Below are 21,524 nucleotides of genomic sequence, written 5' to 3'. Positions count from 1 at the left end.
CGTAAGCCGCCCGACGCTCGCTGCCTGCCAAGGCACGACTGCGAATGACCCGCCAGGAGCTTTACTCATGCACACCCAGGATCTCGCCGACGCCGCCCATGCGACGCCAGCCACGGCATTGCCCACGGACGCCCCTGCGGTCACCGTCTTGCGGGTATTGACGGTCAACACCCATAAAGGCTTCAGCCCCCTGAACCGACGCTTTGTACTGCCCGAGCTGCGTGAAGCTGTGCGGGCGCTGTCCGCCGATGTGGTGTTCTTGCAGGAAGTGCTCGGTACTCACCGTCAGCACGGTCAGCGCTACGACAATTGGTCCGACGTCCCGCAATACGAGTTCCTCGCCGACAGCATGTGGCCGGTGTTCGCCTACGGGCGCAACGCGGTGTACCCGGATGGCGAGCATGGCAATGCCTTATTGTCGAAATTTCCCATCCTGCGCCACGACAACCTCGACGTGTCGGTAAGCGATGGCACTGAAGAGCGTGGCCTGCTGCATTCAGTGCTGGCGGTGCCAGGCCAGGGCGAAGTACACACCATCTGCGTGCACCTGGGCCTGCGCGAAGCCCAGCGCCAGCAGCAACTACGCTTGCTCTGTGAGCTGCTGCAAAGCATTCCCGAGGACGCGCCGGTGATCGTCGCGGGGGACTTCAACGACTGGCGCCAGCGCGCTGACGGCATGCTCGCCGAAGCGGGGATGCACGAAGTCTTCGTCGACACCTTCGGTGCGCCGGCTCGCAGTTTTCCGGCCCGCTGGCCGCTGCTGTGCCTGGATCGCATCTACTTGCGCAATGCCAAGGCCTTCATGCCCCAGGTGCTGTCGCGCAAGCCTTGGTCCCATTTGTCAGATCACGTGCCGCTGGCTGTCGAGGTGCACCTATGAGCCCGCCTGGCAAGGACGCGTCGATGCAGGATTTCATCGCTCACCCCGGCGAACACTGGCGCAACGACAACGAAGCGCAGCTGCTGATCAACGGCGAGGAGTTTTTCCCGAGCGTGTTCGCCGCGATTGGCGGCGCCCGTGAAGAAGTCTTGATCGAGACCTTTATCTTTCGCGACGACAAGGTCGGCCGCGAACTGCAGCAGGCGCTGATCGATGCCGCGCAGCGCGGCGTACGGGTGGAGATGCTCGTCGATGGGTACGGCAGTGACGAGTTGCAAGCGCCTTTTATCCGCGCCATGACCGATGCCGGCGTCCATCTGCTGGCGTTCGATCCGCAACCACGGCGGTTCGGTGTGCGGACCAACCTGTTCCGCCGCTTGCACCGCAAGCATGTCGTGATCGACGGCGAGATCGGCTTTGTCGGCGGGATCAATTATTGTGCGGATCATTTGGCCGATTACGGCCCGATGGCCAAGCAGGATTACGCCATGCGTGTGCGGGGCCCTATCGTCGCCGATCTGCACCGCGCGACCCTCAAGCTGATGGACGAAACCAGCCGCCTGACCCGCGCAGCCAGGCCTTGGCTGTCCCGCAGCCCGGCGCCGGATGCCGATACCGCCAAGGCGAGGATGTTGCTGAGCGTGCGCGACAACACCGAGCACACCAACGATATCGAGCAGCACTATCTGCATGCGGTGACTCACGCACGCCAACGCATCATCATTGCCAACGCCTATTTCTTCCCGGGCTATCGACTCCTGCGCGAACTGCGCAATGCGGCGCGGCGTGGCGTCGATGTCACGCTGATTCTGCAAGGCATGCCGGATATACCGCTGATGCGCTTGTGCTCGCGCCTGCTTTACAACTACCTGCTGCGCGACGGTGTGGTCATTCGTGAATATACCGAGCGCCCTTTGCACGGCAAGGTCGCCCTGGTGGACGAGCGTTGGGCGACGGTAGGGTCGAGCAATCTCGATCCCCTGAGCCTTTCGCTAAACCTGGAAGGTAACCTGATCATTGATGATCGCGCCTTCAACGCCCGACTCCATGAGCACTTGCACGAACTGTCGCAAACCAAATGCAAGTCCATCCCTCTGGAGCGCGTATTGCGCGGTTATTGGTGGCGTGCGCCGATCATCTTTGTGTGCTTCCACTTCTTGCGTCATTTTCCGGCGATCGTCGGCCTGCTGCCTGCTCACTCACCGAAACTCAAGCCGATGTTACCGACGCCTGGAGTGACGCCTGTCACGCCAGCGTTCGATCAGGAGAAAGCCTCATGAAAGCGAGCGCCGCTGAACACGACGGCGCAGCCACCGCGCCCACTACGGGCCGCCAGCGCACTTTGTGGCGCTGGCTCAAGCGCGGTATGGCCGTGTTTTGTTTCGTCATGGTGCCGGTGCTGTTGTTCATGCTGGTGCGCAACATGGATTGGCAGGAAGTCAGCCACGCTCTGCGCTCTTACAAACTGAGCACCTTGGTGCTGGGGGCGGCCATCATGTTGGCCAGCTATCTGGTATTCGCCAGTTATGACCTGCTGTCCAAGCGCTATACCGGTCACGATGTACCGGCCCCTAAGGTGCTGGCGCTGGCGTTCGTGTGCTATGCGTTCAACCTCAACCTGAGCAGTTGGGTGGGCGGCATCGCTCTGCGTTATCGGCTGTACGGCAAGCTGGGCCTCAAGGCGGCGACTATCACTCGGATACTCAGCCTCGGGCTGATCACCAATTGGCTGGGCTATCTGCTGATCGGCGGAACGGTCTTCGCATCAGGATTCCCCAACCTGCCCGAAGGCATGAAGCTAGGTTCCACTGGCTTGCGCCTGATTGGCGTGGCGATGGTGCTGACCGGGGTGGCCTATCTGCTGGCCTGCGCCTTTGCGCGCAAACGCACCTGGCGTGTGCGTGGCAACGAGATCACCTTGCCGTCGTTTCGCTTTGCCTTGCTGCAAGGGGCGACCGGAGCATTGAACTGGGCCTTGATGGGCTCGCTGATCTATCTGTTGCTGCCAGCCAAGGCGAGCTGGTTCGAGGTGCTGGCGATTCTGTTGATCAGCAGTATTGCCGGGGTCATCACCCATATCCCGGCCGGGCTGGGAGTGCTGGAAACCATCTTTATCACGCTGTTGCAGGGCGAGTATTCCAAGGGCGCGCTACTGGCCGCGCTGATTGGGTATCGGGCGCTGTATTTTCTGCTGCCGCTGGCGATTTCCTGTGTGATGTATCTGCTGTTGGAGCAGCGTACGCGCAAGTCAGGCTAGCGCTGTGGTGATGTTTATGGGCCCTTCGCGTTCGGCTGCGAAGAGGCCCGATCCAAGCCCGATCAAACACTGTGCAGTTCACAGTTCAAACCGGTACCCCACACCATAAATCGACTGAATTGGCGTGCAACTGGGATCGATCTGTTCCAGTTTGCGGCGCACATTCTTGACGTGGCTGTCGACCGTGCGGTCGGTCACCACGCGGTGATCCGGATACAGCCGATCCAGCAACTGATCCCGGGAAAACACTTGGCCCGGCGCGCTGGCCAGGCAGTTGAGCAGACGAAATTCCACGGGGGTGAGGTCCATCTCGACCCCACGATAACTGGCCTTCCAGCTAGCTTCATCAAGGGCAAGCGCGCTACTCGCGCTGGCACCGCGCGGCTCGCGGCGGCGCAAAATGGCCCGCACCCGCGCCACCACCTCGCGCGGGCTGAAAGGCTTGCAGATGTAATCGTCGGCGCCACTGTCGAGCCCCAGCAGCCGATCGATCTCCTCGACCCGGGCGGTGATCATCATGATCGGCACGTCACTGAACTCACGCAGTTCACGGCACAACGACAGGCCATCGCGGCCCGGCAGCATCAGGTCGAGCAGGATCAGGTCCGGTTCGCGGGCCTGCACGGCGGGGATCACCTGCAAGCCGTCGGCCAGGCACTCCACGCTGTGACCGGCGGCCAGCAGATAGTCACGCAACAGCGCGGCCAGCTTGGGTTCATCCTCGACCACCAGAATATGCGCGGCGTCCATTACGCGGCTCCTTTGGGCAAACGAATACTCAGCCATAACCCGCCGAGCGGCGAGCGTTGGGCCGTCAAGGTGCCGCCGTGGGCCGCCACGATGCTCTCGCAGATCGCCAGGCCCAGGCCCGCCCCGCCGCTCTCGCGGTTGCGCGAGCCTTCCGTGCGGTAGAAACGCTCGAACAATCGCGGCAGTTGCTGATCGTCTACACCAGGCGAAGAATCGATGAAGTCAATGCGAATGAGCGTGGGGTCATCGTTGAGGATCACCCGCAGCTCGCCACCGGGATCGGTGTAGCGCAGGCTGTTTTCGAGCAGATTGGTGAACAGCTGCTGCAAGCGATCGGCGTCGGCGGCCAGCCATTGCGCCAAGGGCGGCGCCTCGATGCTCAGGTGCAGTCGGCGCTGACGAAACCGTTCGACCTGAGACGCTACCGCGCGGCGGACCTCTTCCTGCACGTCGATGATTTCCTTGCGGTAGCTCAGGGCGCCCACGTCGGTCAGCGATAACTCGTAGAGGTCATCCACCAGTTTGCCCAGCCGCGCCACTTCCCCTTGCAGCGATTGCAGCGCTGCGCGATCGGGCTTGCGCACGCCATCTTCAAGGGCTTCAAGCTCGCCGCGCAACACCGACAACGGCGTGCGCAACTCGTGGGACACGTCGGCCATAAAGTCGCGCCGTAGACGCTCGTTGCGTTCCAGCGTGTGCGCCAGCAGGTTGAAATCCCGCGCCAGTTGCCCGGCCTCGTCATCGGTGATGACGTGCACGCGCTCGGCGTAGTCGCCGGCTGCAAGACGATGGGTGGCGGCGGCCACCTGGCGCACCGGGGCCAGCAGGCGGCGTGCCACCCACCAGGCGATCAGCCCGGCCAGCAGCACACAGAGGCTGCCGATCGCCAGGCTCCAGACCATCTGATTGTGGAAGAACCGCTGGCCGCCTGCTTCCGTTACGCTCTGGAACGGTGTCATCGCCAGCCAGCCGACGGTGCGCCCATCGACATCGATCGGCAGGCGAATGGCATCCTGGCTGATCTGGTAGTAGCCCATGACCCGCTCGCCAGCGGCGTCCAGCAGGGTGATGCGAAACACCGCGCCGGTCAGGTCGGAGACCGGCGTCTGACGGCCAAAACGGGCACCGTCGGGTTCATTGATTGGCCGATCGGGGCGGATCAGCTCGAACCAGGCCGGTGGCTTGTCGTGCACGAAGTTCCAATCCTGATGCAGGCGCCAGGCGGCGACGAAGCGGGGCTGCACCGACTCCATGCGCTGCACGCTGAGCTCGTTGAGGTAGCCGAGGAAGCCGCGCGAGAAGCTCACGCCGTTGGCCACCGCCATGGCCAGCACCACGGAAATCATGGTGGCCAGTACGGCGATAAAGAGCTTGGTCGAGAGACTGGTTCTGATCATCAAAGCGGCCGGCGGGGTACACAATCGAGCCATTAAGGCCGCCAGGGCCCGGTTTTACAAGGGCTGTAAGCAAACTTCAAATTTTCTGCACATTTGCACCGCGGTGTTTTCATACACAGTAACCATTGTTGGCGTAGGCTTGTCCTGTGCCGTTTCCCCATGAGACTTCCTTTCAAGGAGCCATTAGATGACCCAGGCCTTAACCTACGCAGCGCAAAACGCCAGTGATCGCCTCAAGCCGTTCAAGATCGAACGGCGTGCACCGGGCGCTGACGATGTGCAGATCGACATCCTGTTTTGCGGCGTTTGCCACTCTGACCTGCATACCGCGCGCAACGAATGGCAGAACACCCTGTATCCATCGGTCCCCGGGCATGAAATCGTCGGCAAGGTGACCGCCGTCGGTGCGGCCGTGACGCGCTTCAAGGTCGGTGATCTGGCCGGCGTTGGCTGCATGGTCGACAGCTGCCAGCACTGTGCTTCCTGCGCCGAAGGCGAAGAGCAATACTGCGAAAACGGCTTCACCGGCACCTACAACGGGCCAGTGTTCGGCGGTGAAAACACCTTCGGTGGCTATAGCGACAGTGTGGTGGTGAAGGAAAAATTCGTCCTGCACATCGCCCCTACCGACAACCTGGCGGCCGTGGCGCCGCTGCTGTGCGCGGGCATCACCACCTTTTCGCCGCTTAACCACTGGAAAGTCGGCCCCGGCAAGAAGGTCGGCGTCGTCGGCCTCGGCGGGCTGGGTCACATGGCGGTGAAAATCGCCCATGCCATGGGTGCCCATGTGGTGCTGTTCACCACCTCCGAAAGCAAGCGCGAGGACGGTCTGCGCTTGGGCGCCGATGAGGTCGTGGTCTCGCGCAACCCGGACGAGATGGCCACCCAGGCCAACCGCCTGGACTTCATCCTCAACACCGTGGCCGCGCCCCACGACCTGGATGCCTTCCTCAGTCTGCTCAAGCGTGACGGCACCATGACCCTGGTCGGTGCTCCGGACCACCCGCATCCATCGCCTACCGTGTTCAATCTGATCTTCAAGCGCCGCAGCCTGGCCGGGTCGTTGATCGGCGGGATTCGTGAAACCCAGGAAATGCTGGATTTCTGCGCCAAGCACGGCATCGTTTCGGATATCGAGATCATTGCCATGAAGGACATCAACGAGGCCTACGAGCGCATGATCAAGGGTGACGTCAAGTACCGTTTCGTGATCGATATGGCGACGCTCAAGGCTGAAGCCGCCGCCTGATACACTTTCGCTCCGTGCCAATAACTGGCGCAATGCCATTTAGTGTTGAACGTCTGCGTCGCGGCGCGATCCATTGACTACAGGGGCACCCCTACTGCCCCTGTCTTCTGAATAAAGGATCGTGTCAGCCATGCTTGCCTCCACCCCTGCCCCGCTCGCTGCGGGCGCCGAAACCGATGACGCTGCCGCCAAGCGCGCCAATCGACTGATCATCCGCGTCGCCGTGATCGCCACCATGGGCGCCCTCGCCTTTGGCTATGACACCGGGGTCATTTCCGGTGCGCTGCCGTTCATGACCCTGCCTGCCGATCAAGGCGGCCTGGGCCTGACACCCATGACCGAGGGGCTGGTAGCCTCGTCGCTGATCCTTGGCGCGGCCCTGGGCTCGCTGTTCGCCGGCCACCTGGCGGATCGCTTCGGTCGCCTGACGGCGCTCAAGGGCCTGGCGATTCTGTTCATGATCGGCGCCCTGGGCAGCACGCTCGCGCCAGACGTAACCGTAATGGTCATCACCCGCTTCATCCTCGGCATGGCCGTGGGCGGTGCCTCCGCAACGGTGCCGATGTTTCTGGCGGAGATGGCCGGGCCTAAACGGCGCGGGCGGCTGGTCAGCCAGAACGAGTTGATGATCGTGCTGGGGCAGTTCCTGGCCTATTCATCCAATGCCCTGCTCGCCTACTTCGCCCATACCCCCCACGTCTGGCGTTACATGTTGGCAATTGCCATGCTGCCGGCGGCGTTGCTGTATGTGGGCATGCATTTCGTGCCGAAATCGCCACGTTGGTTGGCGTCCAAGGACCGCTACGACGAAGCGCGGGAGGTGCTGCTGGAGATCCGCGCCGACCCCGAGCAGGCCGAACGCGAGATGAAAGAAATCATTCGTCAGAACGAGATCGATCACGAGCAATCGGGCTGGTTTGCCGCGTTTGGCGAGGCCTGGACGCGCAAACTGCTGTACATCGGCATGGCCCTGGGCTTCGTCGCCCAGTTCACCGGTGTCAATGCGTTCATGTATTTCACCCCGATCATTCTCAAGTCGACGGGCCTGGGCACCAATGCTGCGCTGACCGCAACCATCGGCAATGGCGTCGTGTCCGTGCTGGCTACGGTGCTGGGTATCTGGCTGGTAGGGCGCATCGGGCGACGACCAATGCTGATCAGCGGCCTGAGTTTCGTGGTGCTCGCGCAAGTGGCGCTGGGGCTGGTGCTGAGCCTGATCCCGAGCGGGCCGATGCAAAGCTATCTGGCACTGGGCTGCATTTTGATGTTTCTGCTGTTCATGCAGACCTTCATCGCTCCGGTCTACTGGTTGCTGATGTCGGAGCTGTTCCCCTCCCATCTGCGCGGCTCGATGACGGGGATGGCAGTGTGCTTTCAGTGGATCTGCAACGCCACGGTGGCGTTCCTCTTTCCGCTGTCGTTGAGTCTGTTCGGCAGCGCTACCTTTTTGGTCTTCGCGGGCATCAACGTCGTCTCGCTGATCTTCGTGATGATCTGGGTACCGGAAACCAAGGGCAAGTCGCTGGAGCAGATCGAACGGCATCTGGAAAAGCACTTGGGCGAGGATGAAGTGCCTGCCTGATCATGACCGTAGCGAGGGGGCAAGCCCCTCGCTAGCGCTTGAAACGTCAAAATCGCTGCAACAACTCCCCCAACGTCTGCATCGCCGCCTCGCTGTGCTCATCCCATGGATAACCGTGATTGAGCCGTGCGCAGTGGCCGAAGCGCCCGGTCGCGGAAAAGATCGGCCCGGGCGCCAGGCTGATATTGCGCTCCAACGCTTGGTGAAACAGCTGCAGCGAATCCACTTGGCGAGGGAACTCGAACCACAGGAAATAGCCACCCGCAGGGCGCGTCACCCGCGTTGGCGCCGGGAAATGCCGCGCCGCCGATGCCAGCATCGCGCTTTGCTGCATTTCCAGGTTGTCGCGCAACTTGCGCAAGTGCCGGTCATAACCACCGTGCTGCAAGTAGTCGGCGATGGCCGCCTGGGCGGGCACTGACGGCGAAATCGTGGTCATCAACTGTTGCCGCCTGATTCGCTCGGCAAAGCGCCCACCCGCTACCCAGCCCACTCGATAGCCCGGCGCCAGACACTTGGAGAACGAGCCGCAGTGCATCACCAGGCCTTCACGGTCAAAGCCCTTGACCGGCTTGCGCGGCTGCACGCCGTAGTACAACTCGGCATAAACGTCATCCTCCACCAGTGGCACCTGGTGCTTGCACAGCAGGTCATAAAGCCCCTGCTTGGTCTCGTCACTCATGCTCGCCCCGAGGGGGTTCTGCAGACTGCTCATGAACCAGCAAGCCTTGATCGGCCACTGTTGCAGGCTCTGCGCGAGTATCTGCAGATCGATGCCCTCGCGCGGATGCACGGGGATTTCCACGGCCTTGAGCTTGAGGCGCTCCAGCACCTGCAGCGTGGCGTAGAACGCCGGCGCCTCGATCGCCACCAGATCACCAGGTTGGGTGACCGCCTGCAGACACAGGTTCAAGGCCTCCATGGCGCCATTGGTGATGACCAGCTCGTCGACCGGCGAATGCACGCCGCTGACCCCATAGCGCAAGGCGATCTGGCGACGCAGGTCGGCGTTGCCGGCAGTCATGTCGGCAACGATCGCGTGGGGCGACAGCGCCTTCAGGCTCTGGGCCATGGAGCGTGCCAGCCGTGCCAGGGGGAAGAGTTCCGGGCTGGGGAAGGCCGAGCCGAAGGGCACGGTCGCGGGGTTCTTCAACGAACTCAACACCGAAAACACCAGCTCGCTGACATCGACTTCGGTGGTGTGCGCCTGGCCATCGCCGGCGTCGGCTTCAGGCAGCGGCTGCATGGCGTGTTCACGCACAAAATAGCCGGAACGTGCCCGCGCCTGAATCAACCCGCGATCCTCCAGCAGATAGTAGGCCTGGAATACCGTCGACGGGCTGACCCCGTAGGTGCGGCTGGCATGGCGTACCGATGGGACCTTGGTATTGGCGGCCAGCACCCCGGAGCGGATCATTTCGGCGATTTGATCAGCGAATTTCTCGTAGCGTTTCATGGTCGATCCGCAGCAGGCAAACAGCCGCAATCATGGCGGGCCGGGGATAAAAAGAACAGATGCAAAGTCGGGAGATATTTGCGGATCAGATGTACACCCTCTCTAACGGCCAGATCCTGCTCCGATCCCGGCCCGGCAGACACATCCGCTTGCAATTCTGTTAGGATGACGCCTCCCTTTTATGACAACTGCCTTGCGCGCCCCGGTGTCGGTGAGGTCTGTGTGCTGATCCAGGTTGCCCATGTCCCTGACCGCTTTGCGCAGTAACGTTCTCGCTGGCCTGACCTCATCCTTTGCCCTGGTGCCTGAATGCATCGCCTTTGCCCTGGTGGCACAGGTGAACCCGCTGATGGGCCTGTATGGGGCGTTCATCATCTGCACCCTGACGGCTCTGTTCGGCGGCCGTCCGGCGATGATCTCCGGGGCCGCCGGCTCGATGGCTGTGGTCATCGTCGCGCTGGTGGTGCAGCACGGGGTCGAGTATCTGCTGGCGACGGTGGTGCTCGGCGGTCTGATCATGACGCTGTTCGGCCTGCTCAGGCTCGGCAAGCTGGTCCGCATGGTGCCGCATCCGGTGATGCTGGGCTTCGTCAACGGCCTGGCGATCATCATTGCCATGGCCCAGCTGGATCACTTCAAGCTGCCCGACGGCCACTGGCTGAGCGGTCAGCCGCTAGGGGTGATGCTGGCGCTGGTGGCGCTGACCATGGCGGTCGTCTACCTGTTGCCGCGCTTCACCAAGGCCGTACCAGGGGCATTGGTGGCCATCGTCGGTGTCAGCCTGCTGGTCGCCCTCACGGGTTTGCCGACTCGCACCCTGGCAGACATGGCCACCATCGCTGGCGGCCTGCCTGCGTTTCACTGGCCCAGCGTGCCGCTGAACCTCGCGACCCTGAAGATCATCGCCCCGTATGCAGCGCTGATGGCGATGGTCGGGTTGCTCGAAACCCTGTTGACCTTCAACCTCACCGACGAACTGACCGAGACCCGCGGCCAACCCAATCGCGAGTGCGTTGCCCTGGGCGCGGCCAACGTAGTGTCCGGCCTGTTCGGCGGGATGGGTGGCTGCGCGATGATCGGCCAGACGGTCATAAACCTCAGCTCCGGCGGGCGTGGGCGGCTGTCTGGCGTCGTCAGCGGGATCATGATTCTGTTGTTCATCCTGTTTCTGTCGCCGTGGATCGAGCGTATTCCCCTCGCCGCCCTGGCCGGCGTGATGTTCGTGGTCGCCCAGCAGACATTTGCCTGGGGTTCGTTGCGGGTGTTGGGCAAGGTGCCGCTGAACGACGCCGTGGTAGTAGTCGCCGTGACGGTGATCACCGTGCTCACCGATCTGGCCACCGCCGTGCTCTGCGGCATTCTCATCGCTGCCTTGGCATTCGCCTGGCAGCACGCGCGCGACATGCGCAGCGATGCTGATGACAGCGTCCCGGGGCGCAAGGTCTACACGCCGCACGGCACTTTGTTTTTCGCGTCGACCACGCACTTCCAGGCGCTGTTCGATCCCCAGCACGACCCTGATTCGGTGGTGGTCGATTGTCGGTATCTCCACGTCGTCGATCACTCGGCCATTGCCGCGCTGGAAGGGCTGGCGGCACGCTACGAGAAATTCGGCAAGGGCTTTGTGCTCAGTCACCTGTCGCCACGCTGCGAGCGATTGCTGACCCGCGCCGGGCTCGCTGCGAAAATCGCAGTCAATTAATCTCTCTGGGGGCAGATACACTCACAAGGACGGCTTTTTTGCCTTCCGCTGGAAATTGCCTATCGTTGGTTAATCTGTCGCAGAAGGTAGCCCCCATGGAACTCGAAAACCTCTTCAAGTCGCTGCATGCCCTTCCCAGCATTCCGAAGGTCGCCCAGGATCTGCTCCAGCAATTCGACAGCCCTAAAACCAGCCTCGACAGCGTGGCCAAGAACATCGAGAAAGACCCTGTCATCGCCGCCAAGATTCTGCGCCTGGCCAACTCGGCGCGGTTTCGGGGGTCGCGCGAGTCCTCGAGCATCGAAGACGCTGCCATGCGCCTGGGCTTCGAAACCTTGCGCACCCTGGTGCTGTCCTCGGCCGTCACCGGGGCGTTCCAGGCCGGGCCCAACTTCGATCTCAAGGGGTTCTGGCACAAAAGCTTTCAGGTGGCAGGCATCTGCAAGCTGCTGGCCAAGCAGTCAGGGGCCGATGCAGAGATCGCCTTTACCTGTGGGGTCATGCATAACATCGGTGAATTGTTGATCCAGACCGGCGCGCCAGAGATTGCGGCACGTATCAACAGCGGGCGCGGTGGTGCCGGTCGGGTTGCCAACGAAACCCTGCAATTGGGTTTTGGCTATCCGGAAGTCGGTGCCGAGCTGGCCAGACGCTGGCAACTGCCCAAGGTGATTCAGGACGCCATTGCCTATCAGGCGCAGCCGCTGAAAGCGCCGGCCAATACGCCACAGCCAAGAATCGTCGCCCAGGCCATCCTCATCGCTGACGCCCTGGAAGAGCACGGCGGCGTGACCCCTGAGGCGCTGGAGGCCGTCAACGGGCCGTTGTTCGAGGGTGTCAAGCTCGAGGCATTGTTCGCGGCGCTCCCGGCGGTGCTGGAGGCCGACAAAGCGTTCTCCGAGCTGTTGACCTGATCACTTTCAGCGAGGGGATGCACCCCTCGCGGCCTTGACGTTAAGCCATCGTTACCTAGCGCGATCATTTTCGATGATGTGTTGTATCGATCTCTGGTATTTCTGCAATTCGACGCGCACGCCTAAACTTCAGTTACCGGAGCGAAACATGTGATTCGCTCCAGACCTAAACTAACTGGAGTCACCCTCATGAAAGTTGCCCTCTTTGCCGCCCTGTCGATGTTCAGCGTATTGGCCGCAGCCGCCGAGCCCGCCACATTGGCGCCCGTGACTGTAAATGCCGCGAAAGTCCCCACGGTTCAATATAACTACGCGCAACACCTGGACATCGCCAAAGTCGTCAGTACCAAAGCTGACAACCCTGATGCTTGCGGCCTGACCAACGCCAATATGGTGTATGTCGACAGTAAAGGTGTGACCCACAGCCTGGAATATACGCGTCTGGGTAACGGATGCCAGAATGGGTAATCGTTGGATATAGGGGATAGGGATCTGCGCCGATATGCAAAGCGGGTGCTCAGACTGAATCCTCATCAAAACGTTCCCGTCAGAAACCGCGGGTAATTACTACCTTGTATTTTGCAGCGGCTTCTATCGCTCCTATATTCCTTTCGGCACTAGCACATGACGCTGGCTCGCGTGCCCTCGGTGGGTGTGCAAGCCCTATGGCGCGGAGCCTGTGAAGGTGTCTGGCGCCGCATCTGGCCTGTTGCGGCATACCGCTCAAGCAGCGTCGACGGCAACAATCATTTTTGATGATGTATTGTATTGACAAGCAATATTTCTGGGTTTTCATGATCACGCCTAGAATTCAATCACCGGAGCGAAATACATGCTTCGCTCCCGACTTAAATCAAATGGAGTTCACCCTATGAAATATCCACTGTTTGCCGCTTTGTCTCTGTTCAGCGTATTTGCCGCCGCTGCCGAACCGGCTTCGCTGGACCGGGTCACTGTCAACCCCGCACAGCCGGCCACCGTTGAATATAACTATTCGCAGCACCTGGATATCGCCAAAGTGGTCAGCATTAAAGCGGATGACCCCGACACTTGCGGCACCACCAATGCCAACATGGTATATGTCGACAGCAAAGGTGTTACCCATAGCCTCGAATACACCCGCATGGGTAATGGTTGCCAGAATGGTTGAGTCCTCGGCGTGGCCAAACCATGACCGAAACCGATTCTCGATACCGAAAATAGCAAGCACGACATTATCAACACGCTTCAAATAAAAGCCGCTGGCAATTACGCTTCCGTAATTAACAGCGGTTTTTTATTGCCTTTATATTGCGTATTTACCCAAGCTTTCATGATTCCAAGGCAACTCAGGGCGGTGGCAGTGGTCAGCTTTACGAGCTGAATCATTTTTTCTACCCGTTCCAAGGCTAAAGGATCATTGTCATGCCCTCTTCTGCCCCATCGAACATCGAGCACAACAGCGCTCAAGAACTCCTCGCCATCAATACCATCCGCACCCTGTCCATGGACGCCGTGCAGAAGGCCAATTCCGGCCACCCTGGCACGCCGATGGCGCTGGCGCCAGTGGGCTACACGCTGTGGAGCCGCTTCCTGCGCTACCACCCGCAGCATCCCGACTGGCCCAACCGTGACCGTTTCGTGCTTTCGGTCGGCCATGCTTCGATGCTGTTGTACTCGCTGCTGCACCTGGCGGGTGTCGATGAGATCGACGCCGACGGCAAACTCACCGGCAAGCCCGCCGTGAGCCTCGACGACATCAAGCAATTCCGCCAGCTCGATTCCAAGACCCCCGGGCACCCCGAATACCGCATCACCACGGGCGTGGAGACCACCACCGGCCCCCTGGGCCAGGGCTGCGCCAACAGCGTCGGCATGGCCATGGCTGAACGCTGGTTAGGCGAACGCTTCAACCGCCCCGATGCCACGCTGTTCGACTACAAGGTCTACACCCTGTGCGGTGACGGCGACATGATGGAAGGCATCAGCTCCGAAGCCGCCTCGGTGGCCGGGCACCTCAAGCTGGCCAACCTGTGCTGGATCTACGACAACAACACCATCAGCATCGAAGGCCACACCGAGCTGGCCTTCAGCGACGACGTGGCGGCGCGCTTTCGTGCTTACGGCTGGCACACCTTGCACGTGAAGGATGCCAACGATACCGAGGCACTTGCCAAGGCCCTGGAGACCTTCCGCAACACCACGGATGCGCCGACCCTGATTGTGGTCGACAGCCTCATTGGCTACGGCGCGCCGCACAAGCAGAACACCGCCGCCGCCCACGGTGAACCGTTGGGCGAGGACGAGATCCGCCTGGCCAAAGCCGCCTACGGGGTCAACCCGGATGTCAGCTTCGATGTTCCGGAGCAGATCCGCACCGTGCTGCACGATACGCTGGTGCAACGTGCCGACAGCCAGTTCAGCACCTGGAACCAGGCGCTGCAAAGCCTGACCCAGGCTGAACCGGCCCTCGCCGAGGAACTCAAGCGCATGCGTGCCGGTGAAATGCCGGATGGCTGGGTGGCGAAACTGCCGGTGTTCGAGGCCGACGCCAAAGGCATCGCTACTCGCGCTTCGGGCGGCAAGGTGCTGAACGCCTTCGCTGAACAGATCCCGTGGGTGATCGGCGGTTCTGCCGACCTGTCTCCTTCGACCAAGACCAATCTGACGTTCGAGGGTGCGGGCAGCTTCAGCGCCGCCAATTACAGCGGTCGGAACCTGCATTTTGGCGTTCGCGAGCATGCCATGGGGGCCATCGCCAACGGCTTGGCGCTGTCCTATCTGCGTTCTTATACCTCGACTTTCCTGGTGTTCAGCGACTACATGAAGCCGCCCATCCGCCTCGCGGCGATCATGGAGATTCCGGTCGTGTTCGTGTTCACCCACGACTCCATCGGGGTCGGCGAAGACGGCCCTACCCACCAGCCGATCGAGCACCTGACCCAACTGCGCGCCACCCCTGGCTTGCTGACCCTGCGCCCGGGCGACGCCAATGAGGCCGCCGAGGCCTGGAAGGTTGCCCTGAGCCAGACCCACAAGCCGTCGTGCCTGATCCTGTCCCGGCAAAACCTGCCGACCCTGGACCGCAGTCGCTATGCCCCTGCGTCCGGGGTGGCCAAGGGTGGCTATGTGCTGGCCGATGCCGAGAATGGCCAGCCGCAGGTCATTCTGCTGGCTACAGGCAGCGAGTTGAGTCTGGCGGTAGACGCCTATGAACAGTTGCAAAGCCAAGGCATCGCCGCGCGGGTAGTGTCGCTGCCGAGCTGGGAGCTGTTCGAAGAACAGGACGCCGCCTACCGCGAGCAGGTGTTGCCCGAGGCCATCAAGGCGCGGGTCGCGATCGAGCAGGCCGGCCCGCTGGGTTGGGATCGCTATGTCGGGCAAAGCGGCGCCAAGGTGGTGATGAACAGCTTTGGCGGTTCGGCGCCACTGGCCAAGCTGCAGGCCAAGTTCGGCTTCAATGTCGATAACGTCGTGAAGCTGGCCAAGCAGCAGCTGGGTCAGTAATCCCCCCGTGTAGCAAGGCGCCCCAAGCGCCTTGCTACAGCCCAGCGACATGGCACAATAGCGCTCTCCCAGCACTACCCACGTCGAGACCCCAGTGACCGTTTTGCCTGCTCGCCCTTCGATCATCCACTCCAGTTTGCTCGGCATCGCCCAGATCATCGCCTGGGGCGGGTCCTTCTATCTCACGGCCGTACTGGCTGCCGCTGTCGTCCACGATACTGGCTGGGCGCAATCCTGGGTCTATGGTTCGTTATCGGTCGGTATCCTCATATCGGGCCTGCTGGCACCCGCAGTGGGCAAGCTGATCACCCGCTTTGGTGGCCGGCCGATGCTGCTGGCCAGTAGCCCGATTCTGGCGATCGGCCTGTTGCTGTTGGCGATCGCGCCCAACCTGCCCTGTTTCGTCGGTGCGTGGTTGATCATCGGTACGGGGATGGCCGCCGGCCTCTACGACCCGCTATTCGCCACCTTGGGCCAGCGTTACGGCAAGAACGCCCGCGGCGCGATCACTCAAGTCACCTTGGTATCAGGTTTTTGCACCAGCATTACCTGGCCACTGGTGGCGCTGTTGGTCGAGCATCTGGGCTGGCGTGGTGCCTGCCTGGCCTATAGCGCGATGCTGATGCTGCTGGTGCTGCCGATCTACCTGTTTACCCTGCCGCCTCAGGCCATCAAGGCGCCCACCACCGAGGCCGCTGGCGTGCCGACCGAGGAGCAGCACCTGCCAGCACCGCAGGGTCGAGTCTACTGGCTGATGACGGCCAGTTTCATTCTCGCCGCAGTGATCATGACAGCCATCTCCGTGCAACTGATCAGCCTGTTGCAGGCACGCGGTGCGACCCTGGTAACGGCCTTGGCCATCGCCGCACTGATCGGCCCCAGTCAGGTTGGCGCGCGAGTAGTCGAAGTACTGTTCGCGCGCAAGGCGCACCCGATCTGGAGCATGCTCGGTTCCACCGCCATGGTCGCCATCGGCTTGATCATGATCATGGCCGAGCCTGGCCTGGCGGTGCTGGGCATGATCCTGTACGGCACAGGCAGTGGGATTCGCTCGATCGTGCGCGGGACATTGCCGCTGGCGCTGTTCGGCGCCAAGGTCTATCCGCTGGTGCTTGGGCGAGTAGCGCGCCCGACATTAATTGGCCAGGCGCTCACGCCTATTGTCGGCGGGCTGATTCAGCAGCATTTTGGCGCGACAGTTACCTTCGCGGTTTTGGTCGCGCTGGCCCTGTCGAACATTGTGCTGGTCGCACTGCTGAGACGTGAAGTCGCGCGTTAGCCACAGCGCTCGGTCAACCCGCCAATAGCTCGGTCAACAACGGCAGCACCTGCTCGCACGGTGCCTGCACCTTCACCGTCAACAGCGCATCGGCGCGGGTCCTGCCCAGATTGATCGCCATCAGCGGCTTGCCCTGGCGCGACAGCTCCTGGCACAGCCGATAACTGGAATAGGCCATCAGCGAACTGCCAACCACCAGCATCGCGTCGGCCGCCTCGACCGCTTGCAGCGCCGCCTCGGCGGTGGCCGGCGCAACGCCGTCGCCGAAAAACACCACGTCTGGCTTGAGCCGATCGCTGCCACAGCTCGGGCAGATAGGCATCACGAATTGATCGAGAAAGTGCGCGGCCAGTTGCGCGTCGCCATCAGGGGCCAGTACGGCGTGCACATTGAGCAGGCTGGGGTTCTGTTCTTCAAGTAGCGCCTGCACGTCCGGGCGCGCCAGGCTGCGGCCGCAATCCAGGCACACCACGCGGTGCAGGTTGCCGTGCAGCTCGATAACGCCACGGCTGCCGGCCAGGTCATGCAGGGCGTCAACGTTCTGGGTGACGATGGCACTGACCCGCCCACGCTGCTGCAAGGTGGCCAACGCCTGGTGCGCGGGGTTGGGCCGCGCCAGACCGACGCCGTGCCAACCGAACATGGCCCGCGCCCAGTAGCGTTTACGGGCGCTGGCCGAGCCGATGAATTCCTGGTGCATCATCGGCGCGTTGCCACGACGCACGCCTTCGGTATCGCGGTAGTCGGGGATGCCGGACGCGGTGCTGATACCCGCGCCGGTCAGCACCAGCACCGAGCGGTCGGCCATGCGTTCGCACAACCCGCTCAACGCTGCCTGGACATCATTATCGAGCATGAGGAGTCTCCGTCGCTGCGTCGGATACTGCGTGATACACGTGACAGAGAGGTTAAACCATCCAGGCCGATGCTGCCGCGTCTGTCGACCATTACCCCGCCGTGAGGTCGGCGCTCGGCTGCGCGAGCAGGCGCCGGGCGCGGGCCAGCACGGGTGCGTCGATCATCTGGCCGTCGAGCTGAAAGGCCCCGGCGTTTTGCGCCGCCTGGGCCACCACTCGCTCGGCCCAGGCCACCTGAGCGGCGTCGATGCTCAACACCGCATGAATCGGCGCTACCTGCCGTGGGTGGATGCACAGGGTCCCGGCAAAGCCCATGTCTCGAGCATGGCCGATGGCTGCGCGTAGCCCTGCCTCGTCGGCGATGGCCGGGAACACGCCATCCAACGGCGCGGCCAGCCCCGCCGATCGGGCATGCAGGACCACTGCCAACCGCGCCTGGTCAAGGGCAAAAGTAGCCCCAGGGGTGCCGTCGTTGAGGTTCAGGTCAAGCGCGTAATCGATGCCGCCAAAGGCCAGGGTGGCGACCCCCGGGCTGCGGGCGATCTCGCCCAGCTGCAACACCCCAGTGGCGCTCTCGATGATCGGCACCACCGGCTTGCCAGTTGCCGCCGCGCGGATGATCTGCCCATGGCTTTCGGCTTTGGGCAGGACGACATGGGACACCTGTGGGCGATCGCTGCAAAAAGCCAGGTCGGCGGTGTGCTCGGCATGCGTGGCGGCGTTCACCCGCACCCACACCTGTACGGAGGGATGCAGATCAAAAAAAATGCCCAGCTGGGCGCGGGCCTGGGCCTTGAGCCCCTCCTCCACGGCATCCTCGAAATCGACGATCACAGCATCCGCGCCACTGGCCAGGGCTTTGGCGAAACGCTCGGGGCGGCTGCCGGGAACGAACAGGGCACTGCGATAGAGCTGATTCATGCGGCTGCTCCAAATGGGTCTGCGGGCGATAGGGCCGATGCCCGTCTGAATGACGACGCGGCTAGATGGTTCCTTGCGCGCGCAACCGTTCCAGATCCTGGGTGCCGTAGCCGAGTTTGCCGAGGATGCTCGCCGTGTGTTCGCCCAGCCCAGGTACTGCGTCCATGCGCGGTTCGAATGCGTCGTTACGGCCCGGCGGCAACAACGCCGGCAGCTTGCCTACCGGGCTGTCGATCTCGCGCCAGCTGTCGCGAGCCTTGAGTTGCGGGTGATCCCACACCCCGTGCATGTCATTGACCCGCGCGTTGGCAATCTGCGCGTGTTGCAGACGGTCCACTACCTCCTGAATGGTCAAGGTCGCGAAGCGCTCGACGATGATCTGCCGCAACTGAGCGCGATTCGCCGAGCGCTTGGCATTGGCATCGAAACGCTCGTCACTGGCCAGCTCCGCGCTCAACAGTACCTTGGTGCAGAACGACGCCCATTCACGTTCGTTTTGCAGGCCCAGCATCACCGTGTCGCCAGCGCCCACCGGAAAGGGCCCGTAGGGGTAGATCGTCGAGTGCGCAGCACCGGCCCGCGGTGGCGGCTCGGCGCCTTCGAAAGCGTAATACATGGGGTAGCCCATCCACTCCACCAGGCCTTCGAGCATGCTCACATCGATGCGGCTGCCTTTACCGGTCCTGGCGCGCAGCAGCAGTGCTGACAGCACGCCACTGTAGGCATACATGCCGGCGGAGATGTCGGCAATCGAACACCCGGCCTTGGCCATGTGCTCCTCGCCCGGGCCGCCCGTCACGGACAGAAAACCGCCCTCGCTCTGAATCAGCAGGTCGTAAGCCTTTTTATGCTCGTACGGCCCACCCTCGCCGTAACCGGAGATATCACACACGATCAAGCGCTCGAAACGCTCATGCAGGGCGTCGAACGACAGGCCCATGCGGGCCGCAGCGCCGGGCGCGAGGTTCTGTACCAGTACGTCGGCTTCAGCCAGCAGTTGCTCAAGAATGTCCCCGGCTTCATCTTGCTTGAGGTCCAGGGTCAAGGATTCTTTCGAACGGTTGGTCCACACGAAGTGCGAGGCCAGGCCGCGGGTGCGGGTGTCGTAGCCGCGGGCGAAATCGCCGACCCCGGGGCGTTCGATCTTGATCACTCGCGCGCCCATGTCCGCCAGTTGGCGCGTGCAGAACGGCGCGGCGATGGCGTGTTCCAGACTGATCACGGTAATGCCGTCCAGCGGCCGTTGCAGGGGGTTGGTGGTCATTTCGGTTACCTCGCCGGCCCGCGCTGAGTCGGGCATGGTTCATCGGGTGGTGGAGCTATGTGGTAGAGCTATGTGGTGAATGCTCTGGGGTGAATGCTCGATACTGAAGCTCGATACTGAAGCTCGGTGGTGGGTCGCATTGCGGGGGGAGCCCCCTCGCGACAGCTCGACACATCAAACCAGCTCGCTCAGGTCGGCATTGTCGCGCAGCCCCCAGACTCGCTCGATCAGCACCTGCGCCTGGGCCGGCTGACGCGCCCCGGAGAACGCCACCAACCGTAAAAACTTGTCTTCAAGCTCCGCACGGCTGAGGGTATTGCCGGGGTCGCCCTTGGGCTCGTCGATCGCACCATGCAACTGGCGGCCATCGACGGTCGTCACCACGACACGTCCCAGCCAGCGCTGCGGATAGGCCGCATCCACATGGGCATCGAGGGTCATGCTGACTTTGTCGCGCAAGGCCGACACCCTAGGGTCGGTCAACGCCAGCTCATGGAACTCGGTGAGGCCCGCTTGGCCATGCACGGCGATAAGACCCAGCACGGTGCCCATGGAAAATTTGGCCTGGTGCACGGTCTGCGGCACCAGGACCCTGCCCAAGACATCGATGGCGCCTTGATGCACGCGGGTTTCCACCCGCTCGATATCAGCTGCACTCAGCCCTTCGCGCTGCATGACTTCAAGCAATGCATCGGCGGCAGGATGGGTGTGGCGGCACGAGGCATGGAACTTGAACGAAGTCTCGGCCAAAGCCCAGCGAGTGCCCAGGCCCTGGGACAGCTTGCTCGGGTCGGCATCGCTGGACATCCCGGCCGCCAGGCCCTGGTCGCCCTCAAGGATATTGCGCGCGCCGGTCAGGCCTTCAGCGGTCAGGTATGCCGCCAGCAGACCATCGGCGGCGGCCTTGGCGGTGTGCAGCTGCTTGGAGTCGGCGGCATCGCGCAGGAACTCCCACAACCCCGCGGCCTGGGTACCGGCGCTGCCCAGCAGGTCAGTGAACTGGCTTTGACTGAACTCCATCAACTTGCCCACGGCCACCGCTGCGGCCAAGGTGCCCACCGTGGCGGTGGTGTGGAAAATCCGGTAATGCGAGCGCCCGAGAAATTCACCTATACGGATGCCCGCCTCGTACCCGGCCACTGCCGCCAACAGCAAGTCCCGGCCGCTCTTGCGCAGGTCCTGAGCAGCCGCCAGCGCGGCGGGAAAGACCACCGTCGCGGGGTGCAGTACCGAGCTGTTGTGCAGGTCGTCCTGTTCCACCAGATGCGACGACGCACCATTGACCAGCGCCGCGAAATACGCCGAACTGCGCTGCCCGTTGACCAGTATCTGCGCCGGGCCACTGGCGGGCCCCATCTTCCGCGCGTAGGCCTCGAATAACGGGATGGGGCGCGCGCCCTGACTCGCCAGCGCCGAACCCAGCCAGTCGAGAAACAGGTCTTCGGTACGGCTGAGTACGGGTTGGGGAATGTCTTCGTAACGCAATGTGGTGAGGAACTGCACCAGGGCTTGAGTGTGGCTCATGGTGCC

At 62.5% G+C, this 21,524-nt stretch carries 18 protein-coding genes; 11 read left to right on the top strand and 7 right to left on the bottom strand.

Translation table 11 applies throughout. The features are described 5' to 3' along the window. The first annotated feature begins 67 nt into the window (after nucleotides 1-67). From REH34_RS29630 to REH34_RS29620, 3 genes are read left to right on the top strand one after another with little or no spacing between them, the layout of a single operon-like run. Nucleotides 68-880: an endonuclease/exonuclease/phosphatase family protein gene (locus REH34_RS29630; RefSeq protein ID WP_226502626.1), complete on the top strand. Its 813-nt coding sequence runs from the start codon at nucleotides 68-70 to the stop codon at nucleotides 878-880. Beyond that, complete coding sequence (gene clsB, locus REH34_RS29625; RefSeq protein WP_409373208.1) at nucleotides 877-2,160, top strand: cardiolipin synthase ClsB; 1,284 nt, start codon at nucleotides 877-879, stop codon at nucleotides 2,158-2,160. Before REH34_RS29630 ends, clsB begins: the two co-directional genes overlap by 4 nt. Beyond that, nucleotides 2,157-3,137, top strand: a complete 981-nt coding sequence (locus REH34_RS29620; protein ID WP_409373207.1) for a lysylphosphatidylglycerol synthase domain-containing protein — start codon at nucleotides 2,157-2,159, stop codon at nucleotides 3,135-3,137. Before clsB ends, REH34_RS29620 begins: the two co-directional genes overlap by 4 nt. Before the next feature lie 78 nt (nucleotides 3,138-3,215). Here the strand turns inward: REH34_RS29620 and REH34_RS29615 are convergent, their stop codons facing one another. Together REH34_RS29615 and REH34_RS29610 are read right to left on the bottom strand one after the other, a co-directional pair. After that, nucleotides 3,216-3,887, bottom strand: coding sequence for a response regulator (locus tag REH34_RS29615; RefSeq protein WP_311970226.1), 672 nt, complete (start codon nucleotides 3,885-3,887; stop codon nucleotides 3,216-3,218). Continuing rightward, nucleotides 3,887-5,284: an ATP-binding protein gene (locus REH34_RS29610; protein WP_311970225.1), complete on the bottom strand. Its 1,398-nt coding sequence runs from the start codon at nucleotides 5,282-5,284 to the stop codon at nucleotides 3,887-3,889. The genes REH34_RS29615 and REH34_RS29610 overlap by 1 nt, the downstream gene beginning before the upstream one ends. 187 nt (nucleotides 5,285-5,471) lie before the next feature. Here REH34_RS29610 and REH34_RS29605 point away from each other — a divergent pair, with 187 nt between their 5' ends. Further along, complete coding sequence (locus tag REH34_RS29605) at nucleotides 5,472-6,533, top strand: NAD(P)-dependent alcohol dehydrogenase (protein ID WP_311970224.1); 1,062 nt, start codon at nucleotides 5,472-5,474, stop codon at nucleotides 6,531-6,533. A 130-nt stretch (nucleotides 6,534-6,663) separates the two neighbouring features. Then, entirely contained in the window at nucleotides 6,664-8,115 is a 1,452-nt protein-coding gene (locus REH34_RS29600) for a sugar porter family MFS transporter (protein ID WP_311970223.1), read from the top strand. A gap of 46 nt (nucleotides 8,116-8,161) precedes the next feature. On the opposite strand, the gene mapR is transcribed toward REH34_RS29600, so the two are convergent. After that, nucleotides 8,162-9,571 (bottom strand): GntR family transcriptional regulator MpaR, encoded by a 1,410-nt coding sequence (mapR, locus tag REH34_RS29595; protein ID WP_311970222.1) that lies wholly within the window; start codon nucleotides 9,569-9,571, stop codon nucleotides 8,162-8,164. Between the two features lie 241 nt (nucleotides 9,572-9,812). On the opposite strand from mapR, the gene REH34_RS29590 reads away from it, so the two are divergent. The 6 genes from REH34_RS29590 (at nucleotide 9,813) to REH34_RS29565 (ending at nucleotide 16,952) form a co-directional block, all read left to right on the top strand. Further along, a complete protein-coding gene (locus REH34_RS29590; protein ID WP_226502620.1) occupies nucleotides 9,813-11,273 on the top strand; it encodes a SulP family inorganic anion transporter in 1,461 nt (486 codons plus the stop codon). A 95-nt stretch (nucleotides 11,274-11,368) separates the two neighbouring features. Further along, nucleotides 11,369-12,187 (top strand): HDOD domain-containing protein, encoded by an 819-nt coding sequence (locus REH34_RS29585; RefSeq protein WP_226502619.1) that lies wholly within the window; start codon nucleotides 11,369-11,371, stop codon nucleotides 12,185-12,187. 189 nt (nucleotides 12,188-12,376) lie between these two features. Then, nucleotides 12,377-12,655: a DUF2790 domain-containing protein gene (locus REH34_RS29580; protein WP_311970221.1), complete on the top strand. Its 279-nt coding sequence runs from the start codon at nucleotides 12,377-12,379 to the stop codon at nucleotides 12,653-12,655. 403 nt (nucleotides 12,656-13,058) lie between these two features. After that, nucleotides 13,059-13,337: a DUF2790 domain-containing protein gene (locus REH34_RS29575; RefSeq protein ID WP_311970220.1), complete on the top strand. Its 279-nt coding sequence runs from the start codon at nucleotides 13,059-13,061 to the stop codon at nucleotides 13,335-13,337. 254 nt (nucleotides 13,338-13,591) lie between these two features. Further along, nucleotides 13,592-15,673, top strand: coding sequence for a transketolase (gene tkt / locus REH34_RS29570; RefSeq protein ID WP_311970219.1), 2,082 nt, complete (start codon nucleotides 13,592-13,594; stop codon nucleotides 15,671-15,673). A 94-nt stretch (nucleotides 15,674-15,767) separates the two neighbouring features. Then, entirely contained in the window at nucleotides 15,768-16,952 is a 1,185-nt protein-coding gene (locus REH34_RS29565) for an MFS transporter (RefSeq protein ID WP_409373206.1), read from the top strand. 13 nt (nucleotides 16,953-16,965) lie between these two features. Here the strand turns inward: REH34_RS29565 and REH34_RS29560 are convergent, their stop codons facing one another. From REH34_RS29560 to REH34_RS29545, 4 genes are all read right to left on the bottom strand, one after another. Further along, nucleotides 16,966-17,808 carry an NAD-dependent protein deacetylase gene (locus REH34_RS29560; RefSeq protein WP_311970218.1) on the bottom strand — a complete coding sequence of 281 codons (843 nt, stop codon included), beginning with the start codon at nucleotides 17,806-17,808 and terminating at the stop codon, nucleotides 16,966-16,968. Nucleotides 17,809-17,899: 91 nt separating this feature from the next. Continuing rightward, nucleotides 17,900-18,730: a CoA ester lyase gene (locus REH34_RS29555; RefSeq protein WP_311970217.1), complete on the bottom strand. Its 831-nt coding sequence runs from the start codon at nucleotides 18,728-18,730 to the stop codon at nucleotides 17,900-17,902. A gap of 61 nt (nucleotides 18,731-18,791) precedes the next feature. After that, nucleotides 18,792-19,994, bottom strand: coding sequence for a CaiB/BaiF CoA-transferase family protein (locus REH34_RS29550; protein WP_311970216.1), 1,203 nt, complete (start codon nucleotides 19,992-19,994; stop codon nucleotides 18,792-18,794). 174 nt (nucleotides 19,995-20,168) lie between these two features. Continuing rightward, complete coding sequence (locus tag REH34_RS29545; protein WP_311970215.1) at nucleotides 20,169-21,518, bottom strand: MmgE/PrpD family protein; 1,350 nt, start codon at nucleotides 21,516-21,518, stop codon at nucleotides 20,169-20,171. Nucleotides 21,519-21,524 lie beyond the last annotated feature (6 nt).

Source organism: Pseudomonas baltica, assembly GCF_031880315.1.
In the GTDB taxonomy this organism is placed as follows: Bacteria; Pseudomonadota; Gammaproteobacteria; order Pseudomonadales; family Pseudomonadaceae; genus Aquipseudomonas.
The sequence above is the reverse complement of the archived record's forward strand: the minus strand, read 5'-3'. Positions and strand labels throughout refer to the sequence as shown.

What these genes read in the sequence shown, in the direction of transcription:
- clsB (WP_409373208.1), top strand. Translation starts at nt 877, where the DNA reads ATGAGCCCGCCTGGCAAGGACGCGTCGATGCAGGATTTCATCGCTCAC.
- REH34_RS29600 (WP_311970223.1), top strand. Translation starts at nt 6,664, where the DNA reads ATGCTTGCCTCCACCCCTGCCCCGCTCGCTGCGGGCGCCGAAACCGAT.
- tkt (WP_311970219.1), top strand. Translation starts at nt 13,592, where the DNA reads ATGCCCTCTTCTGCCCCATCGAACATCGAGCACAACAGCGCTCAAGAA.
- REH34_RS29585 (WP_226502619.1), top strand. Translation starts at nt 11,369, where the DNA reads ATGGAACTCGAAAACCTCTTCAAGTCGCTGCATGCCCTTCCCAGCATT.
- REH34_RS29555 (WP_311970217.1), bottom strand. Translation starts at nt 18,730, where the DNA reads ATGAATCAGCTCTATCGCAGTGCCCTGTTCGTTCCCGGCAGCCGCCCC.
- REH34_RS29615 (WP_311970226.1), bottom strand. Translation starts at nt 3,887, where the DNA reads ATGGACGCCGCGCATATTCTGGTGGTCGAGGATGAACCCAAGCTGGCC.
- REH34_RS29590 (WP_226502620.1), top strand. Translation starts at nt 9,813, where the DNA reads ATGTCCCTGACCGCTTTGCGCAGTAACGTTCTCGCTGGCCTGACCTCA.
- REH34_RS29630 (WP_226502626.1), top strand. Translation starts at nt 68, where the DNA reads ATGCACACCCAGGATCTCGCCGACGCCGCCCATGCGACGCCAGCCACG.
- REH34_RS29545 (WP_311970215.1), bottom strand. Translation starts at nt 21,518, where the DNA reads ATGAGCCACACTCAAGCCCTGGTGCAGTTCCTCACCACATTGCGTTAC.
- REH34_RS29560 (WP_311970218.1), bottom strand. Translation starts at nt 17,808, where the DNA reads ATGCTCGATAATGATGTCCAGGCAGCGTTGAGCGGGTTGTGCGAACGC.
- mapR (WP_311970222.1), bottom strand. Translation starts at nt 9,571, where the DNA reads ATGAAACGCTACGAGAAATTCGCTGATCAAATCGCCGAAATGATCCGC.
- REH34_RS29610 (WP_311970225.1), bottom strand. Translation starts at nt 5,284, where the DNA reads ATGATCAGAACCAGTCTCTCGACCAAGCTCTTTATCGCCGTACTGGCC.
- REH34_RS29580 (WP_311970221.1), top strand. Translation starts at nt 12,377, where the DNA reads ATGAAAGTTGCCCTCTTTGCCGCCCTGTCGATGTTCAGCGTATTGGCC.
- REH34_RS29620 (WP_409373207.1), top strand. Translation starts at nt 2,157, where the DNA reads ATGAAAGCGAGCGCCGCTGAACACGACGGCGCAGCCACCGCGCCCACT.
- REH34_RS29575 (WP_311970220.1), top strand. Translation starts at nt 13,059, where the DNA reads ATGAAATATCCACTGTTTGCCGCTTTGTCTCTGTTCAGCGTATTTGCC.
- REH34_RS29605 (WP_311970224.1), top strand. Translation starts at nt 5,472, where the DNA reads ATGACCCAGGCCTTAACCTACGCAGCGCAAAACGCCAGTGATCGCCTC.
- REH34_RS29550 (WP_311970216.1), bottom strand. Translation starts at nt 19,994, where the DNA reads ATGACCACCAACCCCCTGCAACGGCCGCTGGACGGCATTACCGTGATC.